The following is a 16,021-nucleotide window of genomic DNA, read 5'->3' on the forward strand; positions in this document are numbered from 1 at the left end:
TGGGCCACATCCCGGAATCGGGTCTGTTCAATATGCAGTACCGGCGGTACTGTGTACGCGAGCCGGGTAAATGTAAACGTCACGTAGGGGGCGCCGAATGGCTGTCAAAGAAGCCAAGACACGCATCGTCAGGCGCTGGCGCCGCAACATGGACGTCAGCGACGACATGGCATACGTCGACATGCTCACCACATTGTCCGAGGGGTCGGTGCGACGCAACTTCAATCCGTACACCGACATCGATTGGGATTCCCCGGAGTTCGAGGTCGTCGAGAACGACGAGCGCTGGATTCTTCCTGGGACCGACCCATTCGGCCGGCACCCGTGGTACCAGGCGCAACCACCGGAACGTCAGATCGAGATCGGGATGTGGCGTCAGGCCAATGTCGCGAAGGTCGGCCTGCATTTCGAGTCGATTCTGATCCGCGGCCTGATGGAGTACGCCTTCTGGACGCCCAACGGCTCACCGGAATACCGGTACTGCCTGCACGAGGCCGTCGAAGAGTGCAACCACACCATGATGTTCCAGGAGATGGTGAACCGCATCGGCGCCGACGTGCCCGGCATGCCGCGGCTGCTGAAGTGGATCCAGCCGGTCATACCGCTTGTTGCGGGGCCGCTGCCCATTCCGTTCTGGTTCGGCATCCTCGCGGGCGAGGAACCGATCGACCACACGCAGAAGAACGTGCTGCGCGAGGGCAAGACGCTGCATCCGATCATGGAGCGCGTCATGGCAATCCACGTCGCCGAGGAGGCGCGCCACATCTCCTTCGCGCACGAGTATCTGCGCAAGCGCGTTCCGCACCTGCCGAGGCGCAAGCGGTTCTGGTTGTCGCTGTATGTCCCCGTGGTGATGCGCGTGCTGTGTTCGGCGATCATCGTTCCCCCGCGCGCCTTCTGGAAGGAATTCGACATTCCGCGCTCGGTGCGTAAGGACGTGTTCTTCCGTTCGCCGGAGTCCAGGCAGATGTTGCGCGACATGTTCGGTGACGTCCGAATGCTTTGCAGCGAGACCGGTTTGATGAATCCGGTCGCAAAGCTGATCTGGCGCATCTGCAGGATCGACGGCCGCCCGAGCCGCTACCGCAGCGAGCCTGCCCGACAGCACGTGATCGCCGCTTAGGACGCCTGTGCCGCACGTGATCACCCAGTCGTGTTGCAGCGACGGGTCCTGTGTCTACGCCTGTCCGGTGAACTGCATCCACCCGACACCGGACGAGCCGGGCTTCGCCACCGCGGAGATGCTCTACATCGATCCGGCCGCGTGTGTGGACTGCGGCGCGTGTGTGTCGGCGTGCCCCGTCGGCGCCATCGCGCCCGACAACCGGCTGGAGCCCAGCCAGCTTCCGTTCGTCGAACTGAACGCGGCGTTCTACCCGGAGCGGGCGCCGGACGAAAAGCTGCCTCCCACATCGAAACTCGCGCCGGTGCTCGACGCACCGCTGGTCCGGCCGCGGCCCGGTGGACCGTTGACGGTGGCGATCGTCGGCTCCGGGCCTGCGGCGATGTACGCCGCCGATGAACTGCTGACCCAGCGCGGGGTGCGCGTCAACGTCTTCGAAAAGCTACCCACGCCATACGGGCTGGTGCGCGCCGGGGTCGCTCCTGATCACCAGCGCACCAAACGGGTGACGAAGCTGTTCGACAAGGTGACGCGGTTGCCAGGGTTCACGTTCTACCTCAATGTCGAGGTGGGTGCGGACCTGACGCACGCCGAATTGCTGGCCCACCATCACGCCGTGCTCTACGCCGTCGGCGCGCCCAACGATCGACGGCTCGACATCGACGGGATGGGCCTGCGCGGCACGGGCACCGCGACCGAGATGGTGGCGTGGTTCAACGGTCATCCCGAATTCACGGCTACACCAGTCGATTTGAGTCACGAGCGGACGGTGATCATCGGCAACGGCAACGTGGCGCTGGATGTCGCCCGCATCCTGACCACCGATGCCGACGCCCTGGCGCAGACCGATATCGCCGATCACGCGCTCGCTGCGCTGCGCAGGTCCAAGGTCACCGAGGTCGTCATCGCCGCCCGCCGCGGCCCCGCGCAGTCGGCCTTCACGTTGCCCGAACTGATCGGGCTGACGTCGACGTGCGACGTGGTGCTCGACGATGCCGACCGTGAGTTGGTCATCCGCGACCTCGCGACCGAGAACGATCCGCTGACCCGCAACAAGCTGCAGATCCTGTCGACGCTGGGCGCCTCGTCGGCGCCGGCCACCCGACCCCGCATTCGGCTGGCCTATCGGCTGACCCCGACACGCGTCGTGGGCGAGCATCGTGTCGACGGTGTGGAGTTCACCGTAACCGGGACCCAGGAGGTTCGCCGGATCGACGCCGGACTGGTGCTGACGTCGATCGGCTACCGCGGCAAGCCGATTCGCGATCTGCCGTTCGACGACGACACCGCCGTGGTGCCGAACGTCGGCGGCCGGGTCGTCGATCCGGAAACCGGCGAGGCCGTTGGCGGCAGCTATGTCGCGGGCTGGATCAAACGCGGCCCCACCGGCTTCATCGGCACCAACAAGTCATGCGCGGCGGAGACCGTGCACCACCTGGTGGCCGACTACAACGCGGGCCTGCTCGCAGATCCGGTCGGCAAGCCGGCCGGACTGGATAAGCTCGTGCGCCGCAGGCGGCCCGAGGTGGTCGACGCCGCGGGATGGCGCGCGATCGACGCCGCGGAGGTCGAGCGCGGCGGCGACCATCGGCCCCGCGACAAGTTCACCTCCGTCGCCGACATGTTGGCCGCGGCCGCCGCCGCACCCGCGGCGTCGATCCGGGAACGGGTGCTCGCCGGGCTACTGCGCTAGATGCCCTGAGCCGTTAGTGGCTCTGCTTCATCGCCTCTTCGATCTCTTCCATCGACACCTCACGCATTGGCTGGCCCATCGACCACTGGTGGCCGAACGGATCGCGCACGACGCCGTATCGATCGCCCCAGAAGGCGTCCTCCAGCGGGTGGACGACCGTCGCCCCGGCGTCCACGGCCTTCTGGAACTTGGTGTCGACGTCGGTGACGGTCAGGTGGATTGTCACCGGCGTTCCGCCGAGTGCTTTGGGCGTCAGCGACTTGCCCTCGCTCATCTCGGGGAAGTCGTCGTTGAGCATCACCGTCGAGCCGTTGATGTTCAGCGCGGCGTGCACGAGCTTGCCGTCGGGGCCGGGAACGCGGCCGTACTCCTCGGCGCCGAACGCCTTGACGTAGAAGTCGATGGCGGCGGCAGCGTCGTCAACGGTGAGGTGGGCGGATACGGACGGCTGAACTTCGATCGCCATGAGCGGACTCCTCGAATAGTGGTTGTGCCCTTATGGGCTAGAGGTACGACTCGTCGGGCGGACCGAACTCATCGCACCGACAACTTCTTTTTGCGATTTGGGCGTGCGCAGTCACGCTGAGCGTGACGCAGCACGCCGAAATCGCCGCCGCGCGTCTGGCAACATAGCGGCGTGCTTGGGCGGGAGGTCCTGACGAGACCGCGGGTGGTCGCGCTCGACCCCCTCGTCGTGGGAGTCTTCGCGACCGTCGTCAGCCTCGTCGGGGCCGGTCGCCCGTCGTTCTGGTACGACGAGGCCGCGACGATCTCGGCGTCATACAGTCGCACCCTGGGCCAGCTGTGGCAGATGGCGGGCAACGTCGACGCCGTCCACGGCCTCTACTACGTGCTCATGCACGCCTGGTTCAGCGTCTTCCCGCCGACGGAGTTCTGGTCCCGCGTGCCGAGCGCGCTCGCGGTCGGCGGAGCCGCGGCGGGCGTCGTCGTACTGGCGAGACAGTTCTCGTCGCGCACGGTCGCGCTGAGCGCCGGAGTGCTCTGCGCGATTCTGCCCCGTGCGACGTGGGCGGGCATCGAGGCGCGACCGTATGCGCTGACGATGTTGGCCGCCGCGTGGACGTGCGTGGTGTTCGTATACGCCGTGCGCCGCGACAGCGAGTGGATATGGCTCTGGTACGGCGTCGCGATGGTGACGTCGGTCCTGCTCGACATCTACCTCGCGCTGATGTTCGGCGCCCACGCGGTTTACTTGTGCGTCAATCGGCCAGGACGTGCCGTCGTCGCGCGCTTCGCCGCCGCCGCGGCGGGTGCATGCGTCGCCGTGGCGCCGTTCGTGTGGTTGGTCGTCGGTCAAGCACATCAGATCGTCTGGATCTCGCCGGTCGGTGGCAGGACGGTCGAAGACGTGGCCGTCCAGCAGTACTTCGAACGAAGTCCGTGGTTTCTGATCGTGTCGGCCTGCGTCGTGGTGACGGCTGTTGTCTTGTGGCGCTTCACATCTGCGCAACTGAGCACGCCGGATCGTCAGCTGTTGACCCTGGCGATCGCGTGGCTACTCGTTCCCACCGTGTTGATCCTCGGCTACTCGGCACTGATCCATCCGATCTATACGCCCCGCTACCTGTGTTTCACCGCGCCGGCGATGGCACTGGTGCTGGGTGTGTGCGTCGGCGCGCTGGCGGTGCGGCAGTGGGTCGCGGCGGCCGTGCTGATCGTGTTCGCGGCAGCGGCGGTGCCGAATTATCTACTGGTACAGCGGAGTCCGTATGCCAAGTATGGAATGGACTACAGCCAGGTGGCCGATCTGATCGCCGCGAACGCCAAAGGTGAACCGGGTGAGTGCCTGTTGGTGAACGACACCGTGACGTTCATGCCGGCCCCGATGCGTCCGCTGCTGGCGGCGCGGCCCGATGCCTATGAGAACGTGGTCGATATCAGCCTGTGGCAGAAGGCCACTGAACGTCACGACGTCTTCGACACCAACCTCATCCCGGAGGCGTCGGTGGGCCCACTCAACGTCTGCCGCGTCCTGTGGATCATCACCCAGGCCGATCCGTCGCGGCCCGCCCACGAGCAGGCCGAATTGATGGAGCCCGGACCGCTTTTCGGCGGCACCCCCGCATTCGCGGTGATCCGCGACACCGGCTACCGGCTCCAGGAACGCTGGCAGTTCAACCTGGTTCAGGTCATCAGGGCGACGCGCTGACTCACCAGACGCGGATGTAGTCCACCAGCATCGCGGCCGGGAACACTCCAAGTGCCGGATCGCCACCGCCGGGTCCGCCGACCGCGAGGGTGAACATCGGCTGCATCCAATAGCCGGGGTTGTTGAACGGCCAGCGCCAGTCGCCGGGCCTGCCGGACACCTGGATCGGCTTCGGCGGCACACTGAAGTACGGCTCGGCGCCGTCGACATAATCGCGCCAGAACTTGAAACCGTCCTCATCCCAACGCATCCGCCAGGTGTGCCACGCGCCATCGACGAGACCGGGGATCGACTTGCCCTCCCATGTCTTGCCGTTGGACGCCGCGTGCACGGTCGTCCCCGGTGGCCAACTGTTGTTGCCGTACCACTCGAAGATGTCGACTTCACCGTCGGGCAGCGGATCCTCGTTCACCGCCCAGAACGCAGGCCAGCAACCTGGGGTCAGGCAGTCGAGTTTGATCCGCGCTTCCCACGTCTGGTTGATCATGCCCCGCCAGATGCCGCGCAGCTTCCCGCCGTAGTAGGTGCCCATATCGTGGGTGGCGAGCAGGACGAGGTTGGAATTGCCGTCGAGGAAAACATTTCGGCGGTCGTCGCGGTAGATCCCCGCCACCGGCGGATAGACGTCGTCCTGCCAGGTCTGCACGATCCACTTGGAGCGATCGGGGGCCGAACCCGCCGGACCGTCGAACTCGTCTTGGAAGATGTATCCGCCGCCCGGGTCGCCGCTGGGCGGCTGTTCCGGTTTCGGCACCCGGTCCAACGGGGTGGCCTGAGCTGGGGCTAGGGGCATCGTGGCGGCCAAAAAACCAAGGCCTGCCATCATCATCATGTTGCGGCGATCCATCTGGGTCACCCGCCCACCTTAAAAGGACGGCTCAGCGTTTAGGTTCATTTCGGGGGCCGCTCGTGTTGTATCTAACTTCACACCACGGAGAAGTTTGGCGGCAGCGGGCCCCGTCCCGTCAGCGCGAGAAGCACCGTCTGGCCGTGCCCGGTGAGCGCCGCGGTTCGGGTGGCCACGTCCAGGGCCTCGGCGAGCACCGCGGCGGGCGGCTCGAACGACAGGTCGAGAGCCCGAGCGATGTCCATCCCATGCACCGCCAGTTCGAAAGTCCGGGTGGGCAGATAGCTGTGTAGCCGAATGCCCAGTCCGCCGATCACCTCGATCAACGGATTGTCGTCGACGGCCGCTAGGTCGTCGAGCACGCCGGCGACCAGCTCATCGACCGCGGCGGCTGGATCATCGCCGAGGGCGGTCCCGGCCTGCCTGCCGCGTTCGGCGACGTCCGCGGGGTCGATGCCCAGCGCCGACGGCGTCACGCGCACGTAGTACTCCTCGGGGGTCGCGATGTCGACCCGCTCGGCGGTGGTGCGCAGGTAGGTGCGCACCGTGGTCAGCGATCGCGAGGTATGCCCGACCAACGAGCGGACATCCCAGTCGCCGAGGCCGGGTCTACTCCATGCGTCGACCGGTATGTCGTGCACCAATGCGGCGAAACTCGTTGCCGCCGAAACGTATGTCGCCGTCGTCACGACCGCTTGACTTGGTCCCAACCCTCGACGGATTCGGGGCTGCGCGGCTCCGGACCCACATAGATCGCCGCCGGCCGCACCAGCTTGCCGAGCCGCTTCTGCTCGAGGATGTGCGCGCACCAGCCCGCCGTCCGGCCGCAGGTGAACATCGCAGGCATCATCTTGGTCGGCACCTGCGCGAAGTCCAGGATCACCGCCGCCCAGAACTCGACGTTGGTCTCGATCGCGCGGTCGGGGCGCCGTTCACGCAGCTCCGCGAGCGCGGCCTGTTCCAGCGCGGCGGCCACCTCGTAGCGCGGTGCGTCGAGCCGCTTGGCGGTGGCCCGCAGCACGCGTGCCCGCGGATCCTCGGCCCGGTAGACGCGGTGTCCGAACCCCATCAGCTTTTCCTTGCGATCCAGGATGCCCTTGACGACCGCGCTCGCGTCGCCGGTCTTCTCGACCTCCTCGATCATCGGGATCACCCGCGCGGGCGCGCCGCCGTGCAGCGGGCCGCTCATCGCGCCGATCGCGCCCGACAGCGCCGCCGCCACGTCCGCGCCCGTCGACGCGATCACGCGCGCGGTGAACGTCGACGCGTTCATGCCGTGCTCGGCGGCCGACACCCAGTAGGCGTCGATGGCCTCGATGTGCCGCGGGTCGGGCTCACCCTGCCACCGGGTCATGAAACGTGCTGTCACGGTGGAGCATTCGTCGACAAGACGCTGGGGGACCGCCGGCTGGTAGATGCCACGCGCGGACTGTGCGACGTAGGACAGCGCCATCACCGACGCCCGGGCGAGCTGGTCGCGCGCGGTCTGCTCGTCGATGTCCAGCAGCGGTGCGTAGCCCCAGATCGGGGCCAGCATCGCCAGGCCTGCCTGCACGTCGACGCGCACGTCGCCGCTGTGGATCGGCAGCGGGAAGGGCTCTGCGGGCGGCAGCCCGTGGCCGAACTTGCCGTCGACCAGCAACGCCCAGACGTCACCGAAGGTGACGTGTTGATTGACCAGGTCCTCGATGTCGACACCGCGATACCGCAGGGCGCCGCCATCCTTGTCGGGTTCTGCGATCTCGGTGGTGAAGGCGACGACGCCTTCCAGTCCGGGTACGAAATCCTCGGGCACCACTGACGTCGTAGTCATGGGCAGATTCTCGCACCCGGCCCTACCTCGGCGACCACCCGGCGGGGCGTAGCGTGATCGCGTGGTATCTCGCGACGACGACCACCTGGCCAGGATGCGGGTGGAATACGGTTCGGTGGAGAAAGACGGCAGCGTCGACCTCGATGTCGATTGGCTCGCGGACGGCTGGGTTGCGCTGCTGCGCAACTGGTTAGCCGACGCCGAGCGGGCGGGGGTCGCCGAACCCAACGCGATGGTCGTGGGCACCGTCGACGCCCGTGGACGTCCGGCCACCCGTTCGGTGCTCTGCAAGAGTGTCGACGAGCGCGGCATCACCTTCTTCACCAACTACGACTCCGCCAAGGGCAGGGATCTGGCAGCCATGCCCTATGCGTCGGCGACGTTCCCCTGGTACCTGCTCGGCAGGCAGGTCCACGTCCGCGGCCCGGTCACCAAGGTGTCGGCGCAGGAGACCGCCGACTACTGGTCCAAACGCCCCCGCGGTTCGCAGCTGGGCGCGTGGGCGTCACACCAGTCCCAGCCGATCGCCTCGCGCGCTGCCCTGCTTCAGCAGTTGGCCGACGTGACAGCGCGATTCGCCGACTTCGACAAGGTCCCCGTGCCGCCGAACTGGGGTGGTTACCTGATTGCGCCCGAAGTCGTCGAGTTCTGGCAGGGCCGGGAGAACCGGGTGCACAACAGGATTCGTATCGTCACCGATGCCGAGCTGCCGGTGACCGTGCACAACAGCCGCATCGAGCGGCTGCAGCCCTAGGTGCGGCGGCGGGTTCCCCGGTCACAGGGGCGGCTCTTCGCGGATATCACACCCCTACGCACCCCGGACTTCCGGCGGCTGTGGTTGGCGGGCACCGTCACCGTCATCGGCGCCAATCTGACGATCTTCGCGGTGCCGGTTCAGCTGTACGCACTCACGCAGAACTCCGCGTACGTCGGGCTGTCCGGGGTGTTCGCGCTCGCTCCGCTGATCGTGTTCGGACTGTGGGGCGGGGCCTGGGCCGATGCGATGGACCGCCGCGTGCTGCTGATCATCGCGTCCATCGGGCTGGCGTTGGCGTCGGTGCTGCTGTGGCTGCAGGCCGCGCTGCACCTCAACAACGTCTGGGTGGTGCTGTGCCTGTTGTCGGTGCAGCAGGCGTTCTACGCGATCAACTCGCCGACCAGGGCCGCGGCGATCCCGCGAATGCTGCCGGGCGATCAGCTGGCGGCGGCGAACTCGCTGAACATGACGGTGATGCAGTTCGGCGCGATCGTCGGGCCACTGCTGGCCGGGGTCATGCTGCATTGGGTCGACCTGTCAACGCTGTATCTGATCGACGCGATCCTGTGCGTCGCCCCGATATGGGCGACGTGGCGCCTTGCGTCGATGCCGCCCACCGGGGGAGGGGGCGCCGGACTGGGCGCGGTACTGGACGGCTTTCGCTACCTGTCGGGCAATCAGGTCGTGTTGATGTCGTTCGTGGTGGACCTGATCGCGATGATCTTCGGAATGCCCCGCGCACTGTTCCCGCAGATGGCGCACGAGAGTTTCGGTGGACCGGTCGAGGGCGGCGTCACGATGGCACTGCTGGCCGCGTCGATGTCGGTGGGCGCCGTCGCGGGTGGCGTGTTCTCCGGCTGGTTGCCGGGGATCCGTCGCCAGGGTCTGGCCGTCGTCGGCGCGATCGTGGTGTGGGGTGTCGCGATGATCGGTTTCGGTGTCGCGAGCGGGTTCGCACACGGTGCCGCGGGTGTCTTCCTCTGGATCGCATTGGCCTGTCTGGTGATCGGCGGCGCCGCCGACATGGTGTCTGCCGCCTTCCGGTCGACGATCCTGCAGCAGGCCGCGTCCGACGATCTGCGCGGCAGACTGCAGGGGGTGTTCACGGTGGTCGTCGCCGGGGGACCGCGACTGGCGGACGCCGCCCACGGGGCGACCGCCGCGGTCGTCGGCACCACGGTCGCCGCGGCCGGAGGCGGGACGCTGGTGGTGATCGGGATGGTGGCCTGCACGCTGTTGGTGCCGGCGTTCGTCCGCTACCGGGTGACCGACGCGGACAAAGTCTGACGCGGCCAAGTGTCGGAGGGTGCCACATTCTCAGTGGGCTCTTAGCTTGGCTGGCTAGCATCCGACTCGTGCCTGAAATCAGGGGGGAGGCCTCCCTCGGCCTGCGAGAACGCAAGAAGCAGCGGACACGAGCAACCCTCATCGATGCCGCCGTCGAACTGTGCGAGCGGCAGGGGTTCGACCGCACCACCGTCGACCAGATCGCCGCGATCGCCGACGTGTCGCCGCGCACGTTCAGCCGGTACTTCGCCACCAAAGACGCCATCGCACTGGCCCTGATCGACGAGGTGCTCGACAGGACTGCCGTCGAGCTGACCCGTCAACCGGACGACCTCAACGAATTCGAGGCATTGCTGAGAGCCCATCTCGCGATGGCAGATTCGGCCAAGACCGCCCCGGCCGGGGAGCTGACGGCGGACCGGGTGATGTGCATCGTTCGGATCATCCTGTCGTCGCCGACCTTGCGTCAGGCGGTGTTGGAGTATCGCGCCAACTCCGTCGAGGTCGAGCTGGCCAGGCGAATGGGGGCGGGTGTCGGCGATCGTCGCCCCAGATTGGTGTCGGCCATCTGGGGTTCGCTGCTCATGACGGCGCTGACTGATCTGGCTTCCGATGACCGCGATTTATCGCAGCTGACCATCGACGACGTCATCGAGCGTCTGGGCGAGACATTCGTCGAGTTCATCGGCCTCACGGCAGGCAATCGACAGACAGTGTGACCATCTGGCAACCCCCCCGCGGGCGGGAGTGCTGGAATGGGACTACCTTTTGAAGGGCAACCCCGCATTCCTTGCAACGTAGAAGGGATCCCAGTGGCCGAAAAAGACGAGCACGCCACCCTCAGCTACCCCGGTGGCGAGCTTGAATTGGACGTCGTCCACGCGACCGAAGGTGCCGACGGCGTCGCGCTGGGTTCGCTCTTGGCCAAGTCCGGCTACACCACGTATGACGAGGGCTTCGTCAACACCGCCTCGACCAAGAGCGCCATCACTTACATCGACGGTGACGCCGGGATCCTGCGTTACCGGGGCTATCCGATCGAGCAGTTGGCGGAGAAGTCGAACTTCATCGAGGTCAGCTACCTGCTGATCTACGGCGAGCTGCCGACGGCCGATCAGCTCGAGGCGTTCACCACCCAGATCCAGCGGCACACCCTGCTGCACGAAGACCTCAAGCGGTTCTTCGACGGCTTCCCGCGCAATGCGCACCCGATGCCGGTGCTGTCGAGTGCGGCCAATGCGCTGAGCGCCTACTACCAGGACTCGCTGGACCCGTTCGACGACGAGCAGGTCGAGCTGTCCACCATCCGTCTGCTGGCCAAGATGCCGACCATCGCGGCGTACGCGTACAAGAAGTCGGTCGGTCAGCCGTTCCTGTACCCGGACAACTCGATGAGCCTCGTCGAGAACTTCCTGCGGATGACGTTCGGTCTGCCCGCCGAACCGTACGAGGTCGACCCCGAGCTCGTCCGCGCGCTGGACATGCTGTTCATCCTGCACGCCGACCATGAGCAGAACTGCTCGACGTCGACGGTGCGGCTGGTCGGGTCCTCGCAGGCCAACCTGTTCACGTCGATCTCCGGCGGCATCAACGCGCTGTGGGGCCCGCTGCACGGCGGCGCCAACCAGGCGGTGCTCGAGATGCTGGAGAAGATCCGCCAGGCCGACGGCGATGTTCACGACTTCGTCAAGAAGGTCAAGAACAAGGAAGACAACGTCAAGCTGATGGGCTTCGGCCACCGGGTCTACAAGAACTACGACCCGCGGGCGCGCATCGTCAAGGAGCAGGCCGATAAGATCCTGGGCAAGCTCGGCGGCGACGACGAACTGCTGGACATCGCGAAGTCACTTGAAGAGGTCGCTCTCACCGATGACTTCTTCATCGAGCGCAAGCTCTACCCGAACGTCGACTTCTACACCGGCGTGATCTACCGGGCCATGGGCTTCCCGACGCGCATGTTCACCGTGCTGTTCGCGCTGGGCCGGCTGCCCGGATGGATCGCCCACTGGCGTGAGATGCACGACGAGGGCAGCGGCAAGATCGGCCGTCCGCGCCAGATCTACACCGGGTACACCGAACGCGACTACGTCGACCAGGGCTCGCGCTAGGCGCATTTACTGCGAGGTATTTCACTCGCAATCGGCCTTGCCCTCCGGATAGTTGTAGTTTCACAATAGTTGTGTGAATGAAACCGTCGTCCGGTCGTCCCCGGCTTCGCGTGGGCCCAGAGCAGCTACGCGGCGCAAGGCCATCATCTTGGTGTCCTGCTGCCTGAGCCTGCTGATCGTGTCGATGGACGCGACGATCGTCAACGTCGCCATTCCGAACATCCGCGCGGATCTCGGTGCGTCGCCGTCGCAGTTGCAGTGGGTCATCGACATCTACACGCTGGTGCTGGCGTCTCTGTTGCTGTTGGCGGGTGCGGCCGCGGACAGGTTCGGTCGTCGGCGCACGTTCCAGCTGGGTCTCACGGTCTTCGCGGTCGGCTCCCTGATGTGCAGCCTCGCGCCGAACATCGAGACCTTGATCGCTGCGCGGTTCCTGCAGGCGGTCGGCGGGTCGATGATGAACCCGGTCGCGATGTCGATCATCACCCAGGTCTTCACCGGACGGGTCGAGCGGGCCCGCGCGATCGGCATCTGGGGTGGTGTCGTCGGCATCTCGATGGCACTCGGTCCGATCGTCGGCGGCACGCTCATCGAGTACGCCAGCTGGCGCGCGGTGTTCTGGATCAACCTGCCGATCTGTGCGATCGCGATCCTGCTGACCGCGATCTTCGTCCCCGAGTCCAAGTCGGTCACGATGCGCGACGTCGACCCGGTCGGCCAGGGTCTGGGCATGGCCTTCCTGTTCGGCATCGTCTACGTCCTGATCGAAGGGCCGAACTTCGGGTGGGGCGATGCGCGCACGATCGGGGTGGCGGTCGTCGCGGTCCTCGCGTTGGTGGCCTTCCTGGTCTACGAGTCACGTCGCCACGACCCGTTCATCGATCTCCGGTTCTTCCGCAGCGTCCCGTTCGCATCCGCGACCATGATCGCGGTCTGTGCGTTCGCCGCGTGGGGCGCGTTCCTGTTCATGATGTCGCTGTATCTGCAGGAGGAACGCGGTTTCTCGGCCATGAAGACCGGGCTGATCTATCTGCCGGTAGCCATTGGCGCGCTTGTCTTCTCGCCGCTGTCGGGCCGGATGGTCGGCCGGTACGGCGGCCGGCCGTCGATCGTCATCTCGGGTGTGTTGATCACCGCGTCGACAGGGGCGCTCGCGGCGCTGACCGCGACGACGCCGGTCTGGCAGCTGCTCGTGATCTTCGCGGTGTTCGGCATCGGGTTCTCGATTGTCAACGCGCCGATCACCACCGCGGCCGTCAGCGGCATGCCGACCGACCGGGCCGGGGCCGCGTCGGCGATCGCCTCCACCAGTCGACAGGTCGGCGTGAGTCTCGGTGTGGCGCTGTGTGGTTCGCTCGCTGGGACGGCGCTGGGGACGATGGGGGCGGACTTCGCCGCGGCCGCGCGACCGCTGTGGTTGATCTGCGCGGTGCTGGGGCTGACGATCACCGCGCTCGGTATCTACTCGACGTCGGCGCGCGCACTGCGTTCGGCCGATCGTCTCGCACCGCTGATTGCAGGAACCGATGCGCGACGGGAGGTCGCTGATGTCGCCTGACCCGCTGACCGACGAGGTCTGGGGCGCCATGGCCGCGCTGGTGATGGACAACCGCGACAGCTGGAAGCGGGCGGTGGTGGAGCAATCGGGCTTGCCGTTCAGCAGGATTCGCATCCTCAAGCGGTTGAGCCGGCGCCCGATGTCGGTGAAGGAGCTGGCGCACGCGGCGACCATCGATGCGCCCGCGGCCACGGTCGCGGTCAACGATCTGGAGGACCGCGGACTGGTGGTGCGCGAGATCGATCCGGCGAACCGGCGGTGCAAGATCGTGTCGCTCACCGAGCAGGGCTACGCGGTCGTTCGCAAGATCGACGCGATCGACGACCCGGCGCCGGACGTGTTCGCTGCGTTGGGCGATGCGGAACTCAAGCAACTGCAAGAGATTCTGCGAAAGCTACGCGCTTAACGGGTTAATCGCCTGCACCTGGTGCGTGGAATCAACCGATTAGCGCGCTCACGGGCTCTCCAGCACCGCCATCGCGGCGTTGTGCCCGCCGATCCCCGACACGGCCCCGCCGCGACGCGAACTCGAGCCGCACAGCAGGATTCGATCATGGTCGGTGGCGACGCCCCACCGTCGCGCGGGAGTGTCGAGTGACTCGTCGTCCTCGGCGAACGGCCACGACAGCGCGCCATGGAAGATGTTGCCCGCCGTCATACCCAGCGTGTGTTCGAGATCGACCGTCGTCTTCGTCTCGATGCACAGCCGGCCCGCCGCGTCCTGCATCAGCACATCCTGAATGGGTTCGGCCAGTACAGAGTTCAGCGAATTGAGCGCCGCCGAGGTCAACGTGTCCCGCATCCGGCCCGGATCGCCCGTCGCGATCAGCGAGTGCGGTGTGTGCAGGCCGAACACCGTCAGCGTCTGCGCGCCGGATGCGCGCAGTTCATCGGACAGGATGGTGGGATCGGTCAGCGAGTGGCAGTAGATCTCGCACGGCAGCGGATCGGGCACCACCCCGTGGTCGGCGCGGGTGTAGGCCGTATCGAGTTGGCGGTAGGTCTCGTTGATGTGGAATGTCCCGCCGAACGCCTGCTCGGGCGTCACGGTGTCGTCGCGCAATCGGGGGAGCCGGCGCAGCATCAGATTGACCTTCACCTGCGCACCTGGCGCCTGGGTGGGGGCGGGTTCGCCGAGCAGGGTGGCCAGCACCGTCGGAGTCACGTTCGCCAGCACGTGCGTGGCGTTGACTCGCTGGTCGTTGCCGTCGCTTCGGTAGTACACCTGCCCGTCTGGATCGAGACGGTAAACCTCTGCAGCGCAAACGATTTCGGCGCCGTATCCGGTAGCGGCGGCGGCCAGCGCACCGCTGACCGCGCCCATGCCGCCGATCGGAACGTCCCAGTCGCCGGTGCCGCCGCCGAGCAGGTGGTACAGGAAGCAGATGTTCTGCATCAGCGACGGGTCGTCGAGGCGGGCGAACGTTCCGATCAACGCGTCGGTCGCCATCACACCGCGCACGAGGTCGTTGGACACCGCCGAGGTGATGGCATGGCCGATCGGCTCGTCGATCACCGAGCGCCACGCGGCGTCGTCGCCCACCTGTTTACGTGCCTCCTCACGGGTGCACAGCGGCTGCAGCAAGGTCGGCCATAGCCGCGACGTGAGCCCCCGCGCGCGTTGGTAGAACTCCTCGAAGCCTGCCTGGTCACCGTCCGCGCCCACCGCGCCGAACGTCGACGACGGCCCGATCAGCAGCCCGGTCCGTCCGGCGGTCGCGGGGTCTGGGGTGTAGGACGAGTAGCGCCGCCGCAACAGCCGCACCCGGGCGCCGAGGTCCTCGACGATGCGCCGGGGCAGCAGGCTCACCAGATACGAGTAGCGGGACAACCGCGCGTCGACGCCGTCGAAGGCGTGTGCCGACACGGCCGCACCGCCGACATGGTCGAGCCGCTCGAGCACCTGCACCCGTCGTCCCGCGCGGGCCAGGTACGCCGCGGCCACCAGCCCGTTGTGCCCGCCGCCGACCACGACGACGTCATATGTCGCTGACGAGCTCAGTTGAGGTAGCCCTCGACCTCGTCGGGCGGACGCACGCTGGCCGATCCCGGATCGCCGCCGGTCTCACGCAGCGCCCGGCGCTGGCGCAGCAGGTCCCAGCACTGGTCCAGCTGGACCTCGAGTGCGCGCAGACGTTTGTGTTCCTCGGACTCATCGATGTCGCGGTTCTGCAGCTGCTCCCGCAGCCGCTGCTCCTCTGCGACCAGCTCGTTGACCTGATCGAGAATGTCTTGGTCCTTCGCCATGGGTTCAGTCTGCCCGACTACGGTGAGTACGGTGACTTCCACTTCAGGGCAGAAGCCCGAGATCGAGTTTCCCGACGGACCCGCTCCGGCCGAACTGGTCATCAAGGACCTGGTCGTCGGCGACGGCGCTGAGGCGGTGCCGGGTGGCACCGTCGAGGTGCACTACGTCGGGGTCGAGTACGACACCGGCGAGGAGTTCGACAGCTCGTGGGCCCGCAACGAGTCGATCGAGTTCCCGCTGCGCGGTCTGATCCAGGGCTGGCAGGACGGCATCCCCGGCATGAAGGTCGGCGGCCGGCGCCAGCTCGTCATCCCGCCGGAGCAGGCCTACGGGCCGGCGGGCGGTGGGCACCGGTTGTCCGGTAAGACGCTGATCTTCGTGATCGACCTGCTCGGCACGCGCTAGTTCCCCCGCGGG

The 16,021-nt window shown here is 66.8% G+C and carries 16 protein-coding genes; 10 read left to right on the forward strand and 6 right to left on the reverse strand.

What is annotated here, in order from left to right:
• Positions 1-97 precede the first annotated feature (97 nt).
• Together H7J93_RS15050 and H7J93_RS15055 are read left to right on the forward strand one after the other, a co-directional pair.
• Positions 98-1,123: an AurF N-oxygenase family protein gene (locus H7J93_RS15050; protein WP_267307109.1), complete on the forward strand. Its 1,026-nt coding sequence runs from the start codon at positions 98-100 to the stop codon at positions 1,121-1,123.
• Between the two features lie 7 nt (positions 1,124-1,130).
• Positions 1,131-2,816 carry an FAD-dependent oxidoreductase gene (locus tag H7J93_RS15055; protein WP_267307110.1) on the forward strand — a complete coding sequence of 562 codons (1,686 nt, stop codon included), beginning with the start codon at positions 1,131-1,133 and terminating at the stop codon, positions 2,814-2,816.
• A gap of 13 nt (positions 2,817-2,829) precedes the next feature.
• Here H7J93_RS15055 and H7J93_RS15060 read toward each other — a convergent pair whose 3' ends face one another.
• Positions 2,830-3,282: a VOC family protein gene (locus H7J93_RS15060; protein ID WP_267307111.1), complete on the reverse strand. Its 453-nt coding sequence runs from the start codon at positions 3,280-3,282 to the stop codon at positions 2,830-2,832.
• A 171-nt stretch (positions 3,283-3,453) separates the two neighbouring features.
• Between H7J93_RS15060 and H7J93_RS15065 the strand changes: the two genes are divergently transcribed.
• Positions 3,454-4,986, forward strand: coding sequence for a glycosyltransferase family 39 protein (locus tag H7J93_RS15065; RefSeq protein ID WP_267307112.1), 1,533 nt, complete (start codon positions 3,454-3,456; stop codon positions 4,984-4,986).
• 1 nt (position 4,987) lies between these two features.
• Here H7J93_RS15065 and H7J93_RS15070 read toward each other — a convergent pair whose 3' ends face one another.
• From H7J93_RS15070 to H7J93_RS15080, 3 genes are all read right to left on the reverse strand, one after another.
• On the reverse strand, positions 4,988-5,833 hold the full coding sequence (locus H7J93_RS15070; RefSeq protein ID WP_267307358.1) for a glycoside hydrolase family 16 protein: 846 nt from the start codon (positions 5,831-5,833) through the stop codon (positions 4,988-4,990).
• Positions 5,834-5,910: 77 nt separating this feature from the next.
• A complete protein-coding gene (locus H7J93_RS15075) occupies positions 5,911-6,522 on the reverse strand; it encodes a maleylpyruvate isomerase family mycothiol-dependent enzyme (protein ID WP_267307113.1) in 612 nt (203 codons plus the stop codon).
• Positions 6,519-7,646 (reverse strand): citrate synthase 2, encoded by a 1,128-nt coding sequence (locus H7J93_RS15080; RefSeq protein WP_267307114.1) that lies wholly within the window; start codon positions 7,644-7,646, stop codon positions 6,519-6,521. Before H7J93_RS15080 ends, H7J93_RS15075 begins: the two co-directional genes overlap by 4 nt.
• A gap of 94 nt (positions 7,647-7,740) precedes the next feature.
• On the opposite strand from H7J93_RS15080, the gene pdxH reads away from it, so the two are divergent.
• The 6 genes from pdxH (at position 7,741) to H7J93_RS15110 (ending at position 13,762) form a co-directional block, all read left to right on the forward strand.
• The gene (gene pdxH / locus H7J93_RS15085; protein WP_276022026.1) at positions 7,741-8,400 is read left to right on the forward strand and encodes a pyridoxamine 5'-phosphate oxidase; all 660 of its coding nucleotides are present in this window, start codon (positions 7,741-7,743) and stop codon (positions 8,398-8,400) included.
• On the forward strand, positions 8,401-9,690 hold the full coding sequence (locus H7J93_RS15090) for an MFS transporter (RefSeq protein ID WP_267307116.1): 1,290 nt from the start codon (positions 8,401-8,403) through the stop codon (positions 9,688-9,690). It begins immediately after the preceding gene.
• Positions 9,691-9,758: 68 nt separating this feature from the next.
• Complete coding sequence (locus H7J93_RS15095) at positions 9,759-10,409, forward strand: TetR family transcriptional regulator (RefSeq protein ID WP_267307117.1); 651 nt, start codon at positions 9,759-9,761, stop codon at positions 10,407-10,409.
• Positions 10,410-10,502: 93 nt separating this feature from the next.
• On the forward strand, positions 10,503-11,798 hold the full coding sequence (locus tag H7J93_RS15100; RefSeq protein ID WP_267307118.1) for a citrate synthase: 1,296 nt from the start codon (positions 10,503-10,505) through the stop codon (positions 11,796-11,798).
• A gap of 73 nt (positions 11,799-11,871) precedes the next feature.
• Complete coding sequence (locus H7J93_RS15105) at positions 11,872-13,356, forward strand: MFS transporter (protein WP_267307119.1); 1,485 nt, start codon at positions 11,872-11,874, stop codon at positions 13,354-13,356.
• Positions 13,346-13,762 carry a MarR family winged helix-turn-helix transcriptional regulator gene (locus H7J93_RS15110; protein WP_267307120.1) on the forward strand — a complete coding sequence of 139 codons (417 nt, stop codon included), beginning with the start codon at positions 13,346-13,348 and terminating at the stop codon, positions 13,760-13,762. Before H7J93_RS15105 ends, H7J93_RS15110 begins: the two co-directional genes overlap by 11 nt.
• A gap of 48 nt (positions 13,763-13,810) precedes the next feature.
• Here the strand turns inward: H7J93_RS15110 and H7J93_RS15115 are convergent, their stop codons facing one another.
• Both H7J93_RS15115 and H7J93_RS15120 read right to left on the reverse strand, forming a co-directional pair.
• On the reverse strand, positions 13,811-15,358 hold the full coding sequence (locus H7J93_RS15115; protein WP_276022029.1) for a phytoene desaturase family protein: 1,548 nt from the start codon (positions 15,356-15,358) through the stop codon (positions 13,811-13,813).
• Positions 15,355-15,603 carry a DUF2630 family protein gene (locus H7J93_RS15120; RefSeq protein WP_267307122.1) on the reverse strand — a complete coding sequence of 83 codons (249 nt, stop codon included), beginning with the start codon at positions 15,601-15,603 and terminating at the stop codon, positions 15,355-15,357. Before H7J93_RS15120 ends, H7J93_RS15115 begins: the two co-directional genes overlap by 4 nt.
• Here H7J93_RS15120 and H7J93_RS15125 point away from each other — a divergent pair.
• The gene (locus tag H7J93_RS15125; RefSeq protein WP_267307123.1) at positions 15,602-16,009 is read left to right on the forward strand and encodes an FKBP-type peptidyl-prolyl cis-trans isomerase; all 408 of its coding nucleotides are present in this window, start codon (positions 15,602-15,604) and stop codon (positions 16,007-16,009) included. The genes H7J93_RS15120 and H7J93_RS15125 overlap by 2 nt on opposite strands.
• The last annotated feature ends 12 nt before the right edge of the window (positions 16,010-16,021 follow it).

It is taken from the genome of Mycobacterium barrassiae, from assembly GCF_025822765.1.
GTDB classification, from domain to species: domain Bacteria; phylum Actinomycetota; class Actinomycetes; order Mycobacteriales; family Mycobacteriaceae; genus Mycobacterium; species Mycobacterium barrassiae.